The organism is Lysinibacillus sp. FSL M8-0337 (genome assembly GCF_038593855.1).
GTDB classification, from domain to species: domain Bacteria; phylum Bacillota; class Bacilli; order Bacillales_A; family Planococcaceae; genus Lysinibacillus; species Lysinibacillus sphaericus_D.
Window position 1 is genome coordinate 2038140 of the sequence record NZ_CP151996.1, and the last position, 14633, is coordinate 2052772.

The 14633-nt window shown below is 36.3% G+C and carries 15 protein-coding genes; 9 read left to right on the forward strand and 6 right to left on the reverse strand.

Going from position 1 to position 14633, the window contains the following annotated elements; translation table 11 throughout:
- Positions 1–384 precede the first annotated feature (384 nt).
- A complete protein-coding gene (locus MKY08_RS09615; protein WP_069512763.1) occupies positions 385–615 on the reverse strand; it encodes a hypothetical protein in 231 nt (76 codons plus the stop codon).
- Between the two features lie 142 nt (positions 616–757).
- Complete coding sequence (locus MKY08_RS09620; RefSeq protein WP_069512762.1) at positions 758–1540, reverse strand: hypothetical protein; 783 nt, start codon at positions 1538–1540, stop codon at positions 758–760.
- 315 nt (positions 1541–1855) lie between these two features.
- On the opposite strand from MKY08_RS09620, the gene MKY08_RS09625 reads away from it, so the two are divergent.
- On the forward strand, positions 1856–2542 hold the full coding sequence (locus tag MKY08_RS09625) for a DUF1963 domain-containing protein (protein ID WP_069512761.1): 687 nt from the start codon (positions 1856–1858) through the stop codon (positions 2540–2542).
- A gap of 236 nt (positions 2543–2778) precedes the next feature.
- Here the strand turns inward: MKY08_RS09625 and MKY08_RS09630 are convergent, their stop codons facing one another.
- Positions 2779–3156: a VOC family protein gene (locus MKY08_RS09630; protein ID WP_069512760.1), complete on the reverse strand. Its 378-nt coding sequence runs from the start codon at positions 3154–3156 to the stop codon at positions 2779–2781.
- Positions 3157–3660: 504 nt separating this feature from the next.
- Here MKY08_RS09630 and MKY08_RS09635 point away from each other — a divergent pair.
- A complete protein-coding gene (locus MKY08_RS09635) occupies positions 3661–3846 on the forward strand; it encodes a transmembrane Fragile-X-F protein (RefSeq protein WP_069512759.1) in 186 nt (61 codons plus the stop codon).
- Positions 3847–4177: 331 nt separating this feature from the next.
- Here MKY08_RS09635 and MKY08_RS09640 read toward each other — a convergent pair whose 3' ends face one another.
- On the reverse strand, positions 4178–4606 hold the full coding sequence (locus tag MKY08_RS09640; RefSeq protein ID WP_069512758.1) for a hypothetical protein: 429 nt from the start codon (positions 4604–4606) through the stop codon (positions 4178–4180).
- Positions 4607–4699: 93 nt separating this feature from the next.
- On the opposite strand from MKY08_RS09640, the gene MKY08_RS09645 reads away from it, so the two are divergent.
- The 6 genes from MKY08_RS09645 to MKY08_RS09670 all read left to right on the forward strand — a co-directional run bounded on the left by MKY08_RS09645 (position 4700) and on the right by MKY08_RS09670 (position 11302).
- On the forward strand, positions 4700–6388 hold the full coding sequence (locus tag MKY08_RS09645) for an AAA family ATPase (protein ID WP_069512757.1): 1689 nt from the start codon (positions 4700–4702) through the stop codon (positions 6386–6388).
- 573 nt (positions 6389–6961) lie between these two features.
- On the forward strand, positions 6962–7474 hold the full coding sequence (locus tag MKY08_RS09650) for a TetR/AcrR family transcriptional regulator (RefSeq protein ID WP_069512756.1): 513 nt from the start codon (positions 6962–6964) through the stop codon (positions 7472–7474).
- Between the two features lie 111 nt (positions 7475–7585).
- Positions 7586–8005 carry a DUF3995 domain-containing protein gene (locus MKY08_RS09655; protein ID WP_069512755.1) on the forward strand — a complete coding sequence of 140 codons (420 nt, stop codon included), beginning with the start codon at positions 7586–7588 and terminating at the stop codon, positions 8003–8005.
- Positions 8006–8062: 57 nt separating this feature from the next.
- A complete protein-coding gene (locus MKY08_RS09660; RefSeq protein WP_069512754.1) occupies positions 8063–8674 on the forward strand; it encodes a histidine phosphatase family protein in 612 nt (203 codons plus the stop codon).
- A 121-nt stretch (positions 8675–8795) separates the two neighbouring features.
- Positions 8796–9632, forward strand: a complete 837-nt coding sequence (locus MKY08_RS09665; protein ID WP_069512753.1) for a serine hydrolase — start codon at positions 8796–8798, stop codon at positions 9630–9632.
- Positions 9633–10042: 410 nt separating this feature from the next.
- A complete protein-coding gene (locus MKY08_RS09670) occupies positions 10043–11302 on the forward strand; it encodes a polysaccharide deacetylase family protein (RefSeq protein ID WP_069512752.1) in 1260 nt (419 codons plus the stop codon).
- Between the two features lie 77 nt (positions 11303–11379).
- Here MKY08_RS09670 and gltS read toward each other — a convergent pair whose 3' ends face one another.
- Both gltS and hutG read right to left on the reverse strand, forming a co-directional pair.
- Positions 11380–12564 (reverse strand): sodium/glutamate symporter, encoded by a 1185-nt coding sequence (gene gltS, locus MKY08_RS09675; RefSeq protein ID WP_069512751.1) that lies wholly within the window; start codon positions 12562–12564, stop codon positions 11380–11382.
- Entirely contained in the window at positions 12561–13526 is a 966-nt protein-coding gene (gene hutG, locus MKY08_RS09680) for a formimidoylglutamase (RefSeq protein WP_069512750.1), read from the reverse strand. The genes gltS and hutG overlap by 4 nt, the downstream gene beginning before the upstream one ends.
- A gap of 126 nt (positions 13527–13652) precedes the next feature.
- Here hutG and MKY08_RS09685 point away from each other — a divergent pair, with 126 nt between their 5' ends.
- Positions 13653–14543: a LysR family transcriptional regulator gene (locus MKY08_RS09685; RefSeq protein WP_069512749.1), complete on the forward strand. Its 891-nt coding sequence runs from the start codon at positions 13653–13655 to the stop codon at positions 14541–14543.
- The last annotated feature ends 90 nt before the right edge of the window (positions 14544–14633 follow it).

Below are 14633 nucleotides of genomic sequence, written 5' to 3' on the forward strand. Positions count from 1 at the left end.
GGTATTGAGGCGCATTTGAATTCATTGAAGGCATTATTAAGCTGCTAGCTAACAGTTTTTACAAACGTTTAATAGACAGGGCGAAATTGATAGAATATGGCAAATTAATGGCGCTGATGAGGATTCATTTGGAACGGTTGAAATAGGGGAGTAAATGAGATTTGTAGACAAAGAACATAAAGGGTTAACTTTCTTCTCAAAAATGTGATGAAATTTTAGCGGAGAGTAGGGAAAATGCACAGAGCGTTAGCCTCAACCAACCAAGCAGAGGGTTGCGGTTAACGCTCTGTTGAATGAGAAGTGTCCGCACGTAGCGGAAATCAACTGCAGTAGTTAAATTTTACGAGTGGGTGTCCGCGCTAAGATAGCTATTGCTGTGTAAAGTTATTTTTGTAAAACAAAAAAACCAATAATCGCAATAAAATTGAATAATACATTTACAAGCATATAGACAGGTCGTTGTTCTTTATATGTAACAACCATTGAAATGATGGCTGATACAACCGCTAAAGGAATAGTGACAAAAAAGATACCCCACAAGTAATAGCCATCTATATATACCATAGCAGTCAGAACAGCAGTAATAATGGTCCATATCATTGTGTTTTTTGACATAATCTCTCCTCCTTATGCTTAAAAATACAAAAAAATAATAGCATAACAAGGCGATTATCGTAAACTAAGAGGCTAAGGTGATAGTGGCTACTAGAGGAAAATCGGTGGGATGAAGGATCCCACCGATAAAGTTTCCAGCTATTTAGTTTAATGCCATGAATTCGTTTAATTCTTCAACTGTTAATGGTTCTGTTTGACCAATCTCCGTATGCACATCAAAGACAGCCGAGTTTCGAATTGTTCCAGTTATTTCACCGGAAGTATTTTTTAGGACACTTGCTGCATTAAGGAACCAAAAGTAATGATCTTGTACTTTCTTTGGGAAATTTGCGCCAAACATGCCGTTGACAAAAATAGGTGCACGGAAATGCATCGTCTCTTTTTTTAATGTACCAACAATTACAATTTTCTTCTTACTTCTTGGGGGTACTGTCACCTCAATTTTGGCAGTGGCTGTTTTAGATTCTGTTTCACTCCTTGATTCTCCTGTAGTCGTACTAAAAGAGAACTCCATGCCCGATTCAAAAATTCCTTCAATCGTAAATTTGGAGGAAAAATTTAACCCAGTTGTACTTTCAGAAGACCATGTTTGTTGACTTTGCCAGCTACCTTGAACTTCTAAAGTCATCGTAGCTGCTTCATCTCCATGATTGACTGCGATATTGCTCCCAACAATGACTGACTTAGGTGGTGCCCCATCTCCTTTTGTATAAGAAAAATCACCAAGTGTTTTGAAACATGGGTGACCATATTGTTCAGTGATTGCAGGCTTGACACCCTTAAAATACGTTTCACTATTGACTGCGATTCCATCAGGGTTGACTTTGAATTTTTCCTTGAATGCTTCTCTCACTTTGTCATAACTTGAATTCACTGCTGGTAAATCTGCAAACGAAAATTTTTCTTGGATTAGTTGAGTTGTCATGTATCTTCCTCCTAGTATATACGTACTTTGTGCGAGTTACCTCGATGATAAATTGAATGTTTCCTACCAAGAAACCTCCTTTACTAATTTATTTATTGATACTTAATATTCAATAAGTACCTCTTTATCACTGTAAAACAATAAATGGAAATACAATACTGACAAATGTTAATATTTAGGATATTAACATTTGAATTGGACTTTTTAATGAACTCCATTCTTGTTTCTACTGAAGCGGGATAGTAGACAACAGTTTTTGAATTTCTACTAGGATATTTATATAATGGATAACACACATACGAGGAGGAGAAATTATTGAATATTGCACAAATTAAAAATGCACTATTTAAAAAAGCTACTATCTTTCAAACAGGAGGATACCGACCAACAGAGGAATTAGGAGAAAGTTGGATTGGCAAAGTTGTATGGGAAAAAGAAGGAGAAACTATTCCATCTAATTTCGATCCTATTTGTACAATGTTTTTATATAATTTACCTTATGTACCAAAGGAATTAACAAGCTATCAATTATTAACTCTATATATGGACTTCGATGTATTCAATAATCTAGATAGAGATAATTTAGTTTCATTTTTTAAGATAAATTGTTATACGGAACTGGATGAATTACAAAAGGTAAATAAACAATCTAAGAAAATAAAGCCTTTTCCTTTAACCCCTGTATTCATTAATAATGATGCACCTGCTTGGGAAGATTCTGATAGTATTGCCCCAGCCATTGAAAATGAAATATTACGGCTTGAATTTGAGGAGGATATTGAATATTACGATGAGATTGTTGAAAAAATATATGCCACGCATAAAATTGGCGGGTATCCTTCTTTTACTCAAAGTGGAGTTTCCTTCGGGGAAGATTACCCATTTGTATTTCAAATAAGTTCTGATGAAAAGGCTCGCTTCAATATTATAGATAGTGGTAGTTTTTATTTTTTCTACAATCAAGAGAAAAGGGATTGGATTGTGTACTGTGACTTTTATTAATGTCATTGTAGAAATTATTAAACTATCAAGTGTCAGGTGTATCAAAAGTTCCTTAGATTAAACGTAGAAAAAGAGAACAACTTGCCCTGTCCTTTGTTAAAAAATGAGCTTGGAGAATCATTTCCAAGCTCAATTTTCCTGCGCTTTTTAAAGCCATTGTTAGCTAGAAATTGCATAGCAATTATCTTCCGAGGTACTCTGTGTATCATAAATACCTCGTTGTTTGTCTCCTCAAATTAATAATTAGCAATTTCGATTAAATTGTTGTCAGGATCACGAATATAGACAGAAGTAATGGGGCCAAGAGCTCCTGTTCTATTAATTGGTCCTTCTTCTATTCGAATAGCAAATTGATGTAAATGTTTTATGACAGCGGGTAAAGGTACATCCGTAATGAAACATAAATCAGCACTGCCTGATGTAGGTCTAATGGCTTTAGGTTCGAATTCTTTACCTACTTCATGTAAGTTTATTTTTTGTTGGCCAAAGTGAAGTGCCATTCTTCCTTCTCCGAATGTCACGATTTCCATTCCTAATATTTGTTGATAAAAAGTACATGTTTCTTCAATATTTTTTACAGTTAAAACTAAATGATCTAGCTGTGTAATTTTCATTTGCAAGCTCCTTTTTTGTCTATTTCGCTTATATTGTAAATGAATAGAAGGGAGACTAAAACAAGCATTTTTAAAACAACGGGGGCTATTAGCTGAACATGTGACCAATGAATAATGTAAAAGAGATGATTCCTGCAAAAATCAGGGTTAATGTGATTAGTATAAAGCTTAATAATAATGACAGTATATTTTTGACATCTTTCAAACCAATCAGCGCTAGAAAAAAACAAGTGATTGTCATAAGCAATATAGCGCTTAAAGGGTGAAAACGAAAATAGGAGATAAAAAAATTAAAATATGTGGCAGATGAACTTATGATAAAAAATAAAAGGAGTGTGCAAATGAATAGCACCGTGGATGCTAGATTTGAATTTACTTCCATACAGTACCTCCTATCTATAGAATGCAAACGATTTTTTGGCAAGCTATGTTCCATACAATGCCAAAATACAAAGGGAATCGGTTATACTTTTTACTATAATAAGTAGCAATGGTGGTGACAACATGGGGATAGCAGAAGTATTAACGGTAATTTTTATTGTGCTAAAGTTAACAGAGGTTATCACATGGTCGTGGTGGTTGGTGCTGTTGCCAGCGATTATTTCTTTTAGTATCTACGTGCTTATTTTATTGGTAAAATTGGGCGTCATTATGGTCACAGTCGTGGCAATGAAGAAACGTAAAGAATGATAGGTGTTACCGCTATACGTCACTATTTTTTAAAGTAGGGGTGAAATTGCTTTTATAAGCAGAAGCCACTGCAATCCAAATGGGCGCCCAAAAGGCATTGTTAACTACCTATAATTTTCAAGTTCGAACGTTTTAAGCAAGAGGCTATCTAGTTGTGGGGGCAATAAAAGATTATCTTCCTGGAAGTAGCTATTTCACGATGGTTAAACAGTTAGTTTAATAACGTCATGAAAAAGATAAGGTACAGTGTAAGACGCAATATTTTGGATGGCGCAGTTTGCGTCTTACTACATATGCTGTTCCTGTTAATCTTGCTAATTTTTATTTCATATTAAAATAATTTTTCAATATATGTCGTGTCCAATTTATCTAACAGCTTATAGTCTTTCATATAATTTTCTTCATATAAATATACAAAAAGATGGGTTGAATCATCAATCCGTATGCCGATTTCACGATTATCATTAATTTGGAATGTTAACCAGTATGCCTCCTTTACGTCAGACTTGGCAAAAAGCACTTTGCGAATCGCTTTATCTTCGAACAAATGCATCATTTCATCGATTTTCGCTGTATCTGTTATTGTAATTGTTTTCTCATCAGATGCTCGGATAATTTCAATTTCCTTAATCTGTTCAATATCGAGTTGTTCAATTACTTCCTTATTAAAAGTAGAATCTCGAGTAAGTAATGTTGTCGCCACATATAGGATGATAAGGGGTAATAGAATCGTGAAAAGTATTTTATATCTTTTTTTCATGTAGTTCTCCTTAAATTCTAAAAATTCGCACATATGTATTCTGTTCCACGCTATAATTGAGCATATACTGAAATGATAAAGGATGGCAATAAAATGAACGATAATCATCAAGAAAAAGAGCTTTTTTACCCAGATGGAACATTAATGTACCGTGGTGGCGTTAAAAAAAATGATTTTGGTCATGATATATACGATGGCAAGGGGACGATTTTTGATCAAGAAGGTGAACGATTATTCGAAGGTGAATTTGTTAACCATATGAAGCAAGGTAACGGCATCATGTATTTAAAGGGAAAAATGATTTATCAAGGCGAATTTATTCAAAATAAAAAACAAGGCAATGGTATTTTATATAAAGATGGAAAGATTTATTACGAGGGCCATTTTCGTAATGATTTAATGGATGGCTATGGTATTTTGTATTTTGAAGAGACTGTCATTGCACCTTTTAAAGAAATACGGGCGCAATATCCACATTTAAATCGACCACACTATGAAGGTGATTTTGTACATGGCATGAAAAAAGGGAAAGGTAGACAATATTACCCAAGTGGTTTTTTACAATATGAAGGCGATTTTATGTGGAACCATATGCAAGGGGCAGGGAAGCTGTACTATGCCCCCGAAACACCAAGCCTAGCGGAAATTGAATCTGCTTTAACACCCCTTTACTATGAAGGGTATTTTTTTGAAGATATGAAGCATGGTAAAGGAAAAGTGTATTCAAGACAGGGTATGCTAGAAGCAGAAGGTCAATTTAAAGAGGATGCGATGACAGGAAAAGGCACTCTTTATTATGGCAATGGACAAGCATCTTATATTGGCGACCTTGTAAATGGGGAAAAGCATGGTCGTGGGGATTATTATAATGAGGCTGGTAAAATTATCTATAGCGGGGAGTTTATCAACGGAGAACGTTTACGTATTACGCCTGAAGTAGAGAGAGAGATTAACAAGCTACAGGCGCAATTAGATGGCCTTGTCGGGCTGCCGAATGCCAAGAAGGAATTACATAATTTAATTAACTTCATTAAAATTCAAAGTTTACGTGTCGATCATGGCTTAACGAGTTTTCCAATTACGTATCATCTAGTCTTCTCCGGTAACCCTGGAACAGGCAAAACGACTGTTGCGCGCATTATTGGGCAAATATACAAACATCTTGGTGTATTGTCTAGTGGGCATTTTGTTGAAACCGATCGAGCGGGATTAGTAGCAGGTTATGTTGGTCAAACCGCCTTAAAGGTACAGGAAGTAGTGAAAAAAGCGACCGGTGGTGTATTATTTATCGACGAGGCTTATTCACTAATTCATGATAAACAAGATGCATTTGGTAAAGAGGCCATTGACAGCTTATTAAAGGCGATGGAGGATTTACGGGATGATTTAGTCATTATTGTAGCTGGTTATACCGAGCTGATGGAGGCGTTTTTACAAGCCAATCCAGGTTTTAAATCGCGTTTTAATCATTTTGTGCAGTTTGATAATTTTACTACGGATGAGCTTTATGAAATTTTTGCGATGCTCTGTAAAAATAACGATTATCGTTATGGTGATACCTTTACCCACCATATGAAAGCTCAATTAACTCAAATTCCTGTTGAATCCATCCCGAACTTTTCAAATGGACGTTATATTCGAAATGTCTTTGAAAAGCTGGTGACGATCCAGTCGAATCGTTTAATTCAACAGCCTACTATTACAAGAAATGAACTGATGGAATTTACGGATTCAGATATTGAACAAGCGATTGCGGAAAATCTTTTTGATAGTACGTTTTAATAACTAGGGAGTTGACGACCTATAAGCATTCATCATATTGACTATGAAAGATTCATATAGTGTATAGATGATTTTTATATAGTAGGGAGCGTTTGATGAAAAAAATAGTGCCGTTACTATTGTTATTTGGGTGTGTTTTACCAACATTTTTACACATTACAATCACCTTTCATAACAACATCAATGTCAACAAGGGTAGTAAAAAGGAAGATTAGCTATTTATATGAATGCGATGAGGCTGGGACAAAAGAGAAAAAGTGTTAGATTGATGGCAGTCAATCTAACACTTTTTTGCTGCGCCATTGTTGTCCGCTTCGGCGGTGCTTTCCGCTCAGCACAGTAAGCCGCAACCCTCGCTAACGCGCAGAATACCAGCGTCTTACGGTTGTATGCGTTCTGAGCAGGAGTCACCGCATTCGCTACCAACAACTAGTGAACACTTCTATTTTTTTTGCAATTTACGAACCACCTTTCCTCTGTTCCTTAAATTCTGTACCAATGTTGTTTGACAAAATTTACAATATGTTATATTCTGTTGAAAACATACGACAGCGTATGTTGGAGGGTGAAATGATGCAATTAACAAGAGAAGACTGGATAAAGGCTGGTTTACATCAATTAGCGAACGCAGGCATACATAAAGTTCGTATCGAAACGCTTGCACGTATACTGAACATAAGTAAAGGTAGTTTTTATCATCATTTTCGTGACCATCAAGAACTGTTAGATGCTATGTTCAATTATTGGGAAATGGTTGCTACAAAGCGCATTATTCATAGTATGGAGCAGGAAGATTCTTCATTAGAAGAGCTATTTACAATCAGTTTTAGTAGTGATAAAAAAATTGAAATAGGCATTTATACTTGGGCTAAATATAACCAAGTTGTTGCAAAGCGGTTAGTCGACATCGAGGAACAGCGAATTCGTTGTATTGCTCATTTATATCAAAAAAAAGGAAGTGACGAATTAGAAGCAATCGAACGAGCAAGACTGGCTTATTTAACGTATATAGGATGGATGACTAGGTTTACAGAAAATCCTAATTTTACAATAGGAAAAATGCTTGAACTGTTACTAAAGATATAAAAAGAAACATGTCCCTTGCAGTTGAGTAACTATAAGGGACAAATAAATGACCAAAACATACGTTATCGTATGTTTTGGTATGTAGTATACAAAGTGGGAGGGGAATAGGTAATGATCAGTTTATTACTACTCGTTGTATGTGTTCTGTTTCTGATAAGCATAATACACGTCTATTGGGCATTTGGTGGTCGTTGGGGTGCGATGGTGGCACTCCCTATAAAGAAAGGGAGCCAAGAACCGGCTTTCGTTCCTCGTAAAATAGGAACGTTATTAGTAGCATTCCTTCTTGTGGTAGCAGCTTCCCTACTATTAATAAAAGGGATTTACTTACGGAATGTGCAAGAATTTAACTTTTTTACACTTGGTTGTACGGTTTGTGCAGTTGTATTCTTGATACGAGCAATAGGCGACTTTAAATATGTAGGATTTTTTAAAAAAATAAAACATTCACAGTTTGCAAGAAATGATACATGGTTGTATAGCCCACTTTGTCTCCTCATTTCTTTAGTGTATTTATTTGTACTTTTTTAACTTTGCTTGTACAATCTGACTAGCAATTGGCAATAGAGAGATAGAGGAGGAACGGGATTGAGTCAAATTATTTATTTGCTTCGTCATGGAGAAACGGTTTTTAATACGCAAGGACGATACCAAGGCCAGTTGGATTCACCCTTAACCGATGTTGGCATCGAACAAGTTCAACAAAATGCAGTTATGTTAAAAAGCTTACTAGGCAATCCTCAAGATTGGAAAATTATTTCAAGTTCTTTAGGAAGAGCATTACAGAGCGCAGAAATTATTTGCGAAACGATAGGCTATGATTTTAATGATGTAGCAAAGGACCATCGACTAGCTGAAGTGGCTGTTGGAGATTGGGCTGGGCTTACAATAAAAGAAATTGAAAAGTCTTGGCCAAGTCTTTTAGAAAACACGGACCATTATAATTGGTATTTCAATGCACCGAATGGAGAAAGTTACGACTCGGTTGTTGCTAGATTGACTGATTGGCTCGATAGTGTCGAAGATGAACAAAACGTGATTGTCATATCCCATGGTCTAACTGGGCGGATTTTACGGGGCATTTATGCTGGATTAGCCAAGGACCATGCACTCAAGTTAGATGTATCACAGGATGTATTTTTTAAATTATCCGATAAGGAAATCCATAACATTTCTCTAGCGTTCGATGATTTTTACTGATATATAGTGGCTTTTATTATGTAACGCGAAATATTCCGCAATCCTTAAGAATTTCTTCATAAATATCCTACAGGAATATTCATAATTGCCTCCTATTATAATGTGTGGGAGGCGTTTTTTTATGAAAAAGTTTGTATTAATTTGTTGCATTGGTGTCATCGCATTTTTTTTCTATACGAATAAGTCCAAAGAACAAGTAGTGGATATTGAGCTATCTTCGTTACATAGTAAAAATGCTTTATTGGTAAACGATAGCGGAGAGGTGTTATATGAAAAAAATGCGGATGCTATTATTTATCCAGCATCATTAACCAAAATTATGACAGCCATTGTAGCGATTGAGGCGAGTAAAGATCTTCAAATGCAAACGATGGTTACACCACAAACAATTGCAACATATACTGCGCAAAATGCTTCGATGGCGGGCTTTCAGGCAGGTGATTTTGTAACGATTGAGGATTTACTATACGGTACTTTACTTGCATCAGGTGCTGATGCAACAGCCACGCTAGCAACGGCCATTGCGGGGAGTGAGAAAGCCTTTGTGGAACTGATGAACGATAAAGCACTTGAACTAGGGTTAAATGATACTCATTACGAAAATGTTAGTGGGCTTCATGATCCAGCACATATATCGAGTGTTCGTGATATTAGCAAGCTCTTTCAATATGCGATTGAAAATCCTACTTTTTATCAGATTATGACGACAAAAAGCTATACAACGCAAGTGCCAAATGAGTTAACGATTGCTAGCACTTTATTTTCAAAAATGGATGGGGTGGAAGGTGCCATTCTTGGTGGTAAAACTGGTTATACACCTGAAGCAGGGCTTTGCTTAGCTTCTCTAATTGAAAAAAATGGCGAATTGTATATTTTTGTTACGACAAATGCGGAAGGGCATGTTTGGACGCCGCCTCTACATGTTGAAGATGCAATGGCTGCATATCAAGCACTATAGGAGGATAAGGCATAGCAAGCTGAACGGCTTATGCACCAGAAGTAGAGCAAACCACTTGGCAGCCGTTGATTGGCACATAATGTTGGGGATGCGATAAAGGTTAGCAAAATAGCGATTAACGTCTTTATGCATAGAGATACAGTGAAATTTAGATGTCTGAATAGATAAGAATACATTATCTTAAGGAAATGTCTTTTTTGATAAAGAAAAATAAAAGCATGAAGAAACAATTCAGCAGTATGCCGCCGATATGGATTATCAAAAATCATTCTTACAGAAGTTGTAAATTAGCAAATCTAGTTGATTCTTACTATTTTCTGGTATAATAACATTATCAGATTTCAATCCTATGTTTTTAATATTTTACACAGGAGACGACATCAGTGATTGTAAAAAGGCGGTGTAGAATAATGAAAAAATTATTACCTTTTGCGTTATTATGGGCATTTTTATGTAGTATGGCTATTGGGCATCATGTTTCGGCTCAAGCTAGTATGCCTGCTATCCAACAAGTTCTAAAGGATGCGACGGTGTATGAAGAGGCTTCCACAGAAAGCAAGGTGAATGGCTATATTAAACAAGGCAATTTTGTGCAAGCCTCAGCTTTCAATGAGGAATGGATACATATCCAAATGGCACAGTTAGAGGGGTATGTGGAAGCCTCAACATTAGCAGAGCTAACGCCGGAAAAAGCTGTAGTGGCGAAAAAAGGCGGCCTCAACTTAATGTCCTATCCAAGTCCAAGTGCACAAAAAGTTGGACAGCTATATGAAAATAGTATGTTAATGGTGTATGGCAAAGCACCTGGTGGTTGGTCATATGTGCAATATGGACATGAATTTGGCTATGTCGCGACAAATGCGCTGAAAAAACCAACTGCGATAAAAAAGCAGGTAAATGCACCTAAAGGGGCTATCATTCATTTAACTGCGAGCCCAAGCGGTGAAGTGCTAGGCACGCTAGCGCATAAAACGATTGTGCAGCAATATACAATAGTAGCAGGCTGGGCGTATGTGGAAGCTGACGATCAAAAAGGGTACATAAAGGCTTCAGAGCTAACGGACTTAACCGTAAATAATAAAGTCTACAATCAAGGAGTACCAGTAGCAAAAGGTGCGAAAAAGCGGGTAGCTTTAACATTTGACGATGGGCCGAATGCGAAAGTTACGCCACAAATATTAGCTATTTTAAAGAAATACAATGTAAAGGCAACATTTTTTATGGTGGGGAAAAATGCCTCTAGCAATGCAAAAATTGTAGAGCAAGTGTATATGGATGGTCATGAAATTGGCAATCATACGTGGAATCATCCGAAGCTAACTAATTTAGAGAAAACAAGCGTTAAAGAAGAAGTGGATCGGACAAGCAATGCCATTTACGCAGCTATTGGTCAATATCCAACTGTTTTTCGCCCACCATATGGAGCGACAAATGACCAAGTGCGCTCTGTTATTACAATGCCTTCTATTTTATGGTCGATTGATACACTCGATTGGAAGCATCGCAATGCCGATAAAATATTAACGTATGTCAAAGCATCTGTCAAAGATGGCAGTATTATTTTAATGCATGATATTCATCAAACGACAGCCAACGGGCTCGAAAATGTTATTCTTTATTTACAGAAACAAGGTTATGAATGTGTAACGGTAAGTGACATATTACAATAATGCATTCTATGAAGTTCTTTCTATAATGGAAGAAGCCGTGCAACGGTCTTATAAAGACTATGCACGGCTTTTTTAAGTTATTTAAATAAGTTAATAGTTGTAATAATAATAGGAATACCAAAGACATCAATTAGAAATGCACCTACAATTGGCACAACGAGGAATGCCTTTGTAGAAGGACCGAAGCGCTGAACAACTGCTGACATATTCGCCATTGCATTCGGTGTTGCACCCAAGCCATGTCCTGCAAAGCCCGCCACCATAACTGCTGCATCGTAGTTTTTACCGAGTAATTTAAATAATACAAAAATACAGAATAGAACGATGAATAGTACTTGTACAAAAACAATGACAAATAGAGGTAAAGCTAAATCGGCAATTTCCCATAGTTTAATGCTCATTAACGCCATAGATAGGAAAACACCTAATGTGACGTCACCGATTAAAGAAATACTTTTCATGTTAATGGCATTTGGTTTCACTTTATCTAAAATATTACGGACGAATACTGCGACAAACATGGCACCTACGTAACCTGGTAATACGAAACCTGTAGCTTCGGAGAATAGAGTTCCAACATACGTTCCGACAGCCATACAAAATGTGATGATTACCACTTGTGTAAAGAATGAATCCGATGTAATTTGTTCATGTTTATTTTCATACTCAACGGCTTTTGCTTCTTGTTCATCTGGTGTTAAATTGTATTTCCCAACTAAATATTTGACAATCGGTCCACCAATTAGACCTCCAGCCACTAAGCCACATGTAGCAGCCGCCGCACCGATTGTCATAGCTGATGAAATTCCTAAATCTTCTAATGTTTGACCGAAAGCAGCCGCCGCACCGTGACCACCTTCCATAGAAACTGCACCTGCCATCATACCGATTAATGGATGAATGCCCATTAGTGAAGCAAGGGATACACCGATAACGTTTTGCATTAGCGCAAGGAACCCACATGCTAGCCAATAAATGACTAATAGCTTACCGCCTAGCTTTACCAGTTTAAAGCTAGCACCTAAACCAATTGTCGTGAAAAAAGTAATCATAAATAAGCTTTGTAATGATGTATCAAGAGATATTTCTAATAGGCCAGTTGTTTTTAATATTGTGGCTAGTGCTGCAAAAAGTAAGCCACCAACAACTGGCGCTGGAATACAGAAACGTTTTAAAAAGTTTATTTTATTAATAAGGAAGCTCCCGAATGCAAATAACGCGACTGCGAGAAATATTGTTGTAATTTGATTAATTTCGATCATGAACCGTTCCTCCTAAGTAAGTTGTTGAGTGCATCATAGACAAAATAAGCACCCAATTTGACTGTTTGACCATTTTCATCTAGTAACGGATTCACTTCACATATATCAAAAGAATGGGTATGTGGATGTGATGCTACTTTTTGAATTACAGCTCGAACCGTTTTTGGATCTAGACCAAAAGGAGAGGGTGCACTAACACCAGGTGCGTAGGCTGTGTTGACAACGTCCATACATAAAGTAAGTAAAATATAATCATGATTATCCATAAATTGCTGTAGATCGTTCATAATATGCGCGTTGTTGTCTGCTGTCATTTGTTCTTCTAACACATATTTCACTTGTAGCTCATGTGCTTTATCAAACAGCTCTTGTGTATTTCCATAACGTTGAATACCTAGTACAAAATAGTCTGTATGTGGATCTTGTTCTAAAATTTGACGGAACATTGTACCGGATGAAGTTTGTTCATCATATGGTCGTAAATCAAAATGTGCATCGATGTTAATAATTCCGATACGGGCATCTTTTTGTAATGCTGCACGAACACCTAAGTAATGCCCGTATAATGTTTCATGACCGCCACCAAGGATAATACATTGCATGTTTTTTGCGCGTAGACCTTGAACAATTTCACCGAGCTCTTGTTGTGCATCCTCTAACGCATGATTGAGGCAAAGAATGTTACCGACATCGATAATTTCCTGTTGCTCATCAAATGTCCACGGTAAGCTTGCCAGTGCACCACGAAGTGCATTGGGTCCATTTGCTGCACCAACTCGCCCTTGATTGCGGCGTACCCCTTCATCACATATAAACCCGACAATCCCAGCATTTTTTTGTTGTGAAGCGCTTACATCGTTAATAGCCAATCGTTTTACTTTTTGATGTAATCGGAAACTACTTGGATTAGTAGTTGAATCGATGCGACCTTTCCATTGTTTTTGATCTGTCATTGTATACATCTCTTTATCAACTCCATTAACATTATTCTTGTAGTGTTAATTTATTATATATTCACATAATTATATTTACTAATATATAATTATTATTAATCTATAGTTTTAAACTATAAATGGGGGTAGGTTGTTTTGGATTTAAAACAATTACAATATTTTATCGCTGTTATTGAGCATATGAATTACTCGAAAGCAGCTGAAAAATTGCATATTTCTCAGCCTTCTTTAAGTAATGCTATTAAAAAATTAGAACAAGAAGTTGGTTCTTCTTTACTTGAAAGAAATACAAGAAATTTACAATTAACCGAAGCAGGTCAGCTTTTATATGAACGAGCAAAAGTTATTTTAAAAAATATGGAAGTGCTAAAAATTGAAATGGACGAGGTCATTGTACATGGTACAAGTGATTTGACCATCGGTGTAATGGAGTCCATTAAGCATTGGTTACCGAAAGCGATTGTCGAATATAAAAAGGGCTATCCACAGATGAAGTTTCATTTAGTCGATATTTTAGGTAGCAAGCGTGTTAAGAAATCACTGAAAGGCTATAAAACGCATGTTATTATTACCAATCAATTAATGGACGATGAAGAGCTCGAAGTGAAATGTTTGTATGAGGAACGACTTGTCGCTGTATTACCTTTACATCATCCGTTAGCGACGAAAGATTTACTGACCATAGCAGATTTAAGCAATGAGCCATTTATTATTAGTACGGATGGATTTCAAACAAGGCAGGATATTTTAAATGCATTTGAACAAGCTGGTCAAGCAATCAATGTTCAATTTGAAATCGAACGTTTTGAAACGGCTGTATCCCTTGTTCGCGAAAATTTAGGTATTACCATTTTGCCTGAAAACTATTTACAGGGGCCAACCGCGAAGACGATTGTTCAGAAAGAAATTGATTGCCCTAATTTACAAAGGAATGTTTATTTAGTGTATTTAAAAAATCGACATCTGCCCTTTGCAATCCGACAATTTATTGATGGTGTTATACATTATTTTGATAGTAAAAGATAATGTTGACGATATTTTGATATAGCTATTATTTTTATGTCTGTAAAAAAAAGGTGAAATAGAGATGCTTTTTTTAGCTATTTTTGCATATGA

Coding starts and splice junctions, on each gene's coding strand:
- MKY08_RS09615 (WP_069512763.1), bottom strand. CDS start 615: ATGTCAAAAAACACAATGATATGGACCATTATTACTGCTGTTCTGACT.
- MKY08_RS09620 (WP_069512762.1), bottom strand. CDS start 1,540: ATGACAACTCAACTAATCCAAGAAAAATTTTCGTTTGCAGATTTACCA.
- MKY08_RS09630 (WP_069512760.1), bottom strand. CDS start 3,156: ATGAAAATTACACAGCTAGATCATTTAGTTTTAACTGTAAAAAATATT.
- MKY08_RS09635 (WP_069512759.1), top strand. CDS start 3,661: ATGGGGATAGCAGAAGTATTAACGGTAATTTTTATTGTGCTAAAGTTA.
- MKY08_RS09640 (WP_069512758.1), bottom strand. CDS start 4,606: ATGAAAAAAAGATATAAAATACTTTTCACGATTCTATTACCCCTTATC.
- MKY08_RS09645 (WP_069512757.1), top strand. CDS start 4,700: ATGAACGATAATCATCAAGAAAAAGAGCTTTTTTACCCAGATGGAACA.
- MKY08_RS09650 (WP_069512756.1), top strand. CDS start 6,962: ATGCAATTAACAAGAGAAGACTGGATAAAGGCTGGTTTACATCAATTA.
- MKY08_RS09655 (WP_069512755.1), top strand. CDS start 7,586: ATGATCAGTTTATTACTACTCGTTGTATGTGTTCTGTTTCTGATAAGC.
- MKY08_RS09665 (WP_069512753.1), top strand. CDS start 8,796: ATGAAAAAGTTTGTATTAATTTGTTGCATTGGTGTCATCGCATTTTTT.
- MKY08_RS09670 (WP_069512752.1), top strand. CDS start 10,043: ATGAAAAAATTATTACCTTTTGCGTTATTATGGGCATTTTTATGTAGT.
- gltS (WP_069512751.1), bottom strand. CDS start 12,564: ATGATCGAAATTAATCAAATTACAACAATATTTCTCGCAGTCGCGTTA.
- hutG (WP_069512750.1), bottom strand. CDS start 13,526: ATGTATACAATGACAGATCAAAAACAATGGAAAGGTCGCATCGATTCA.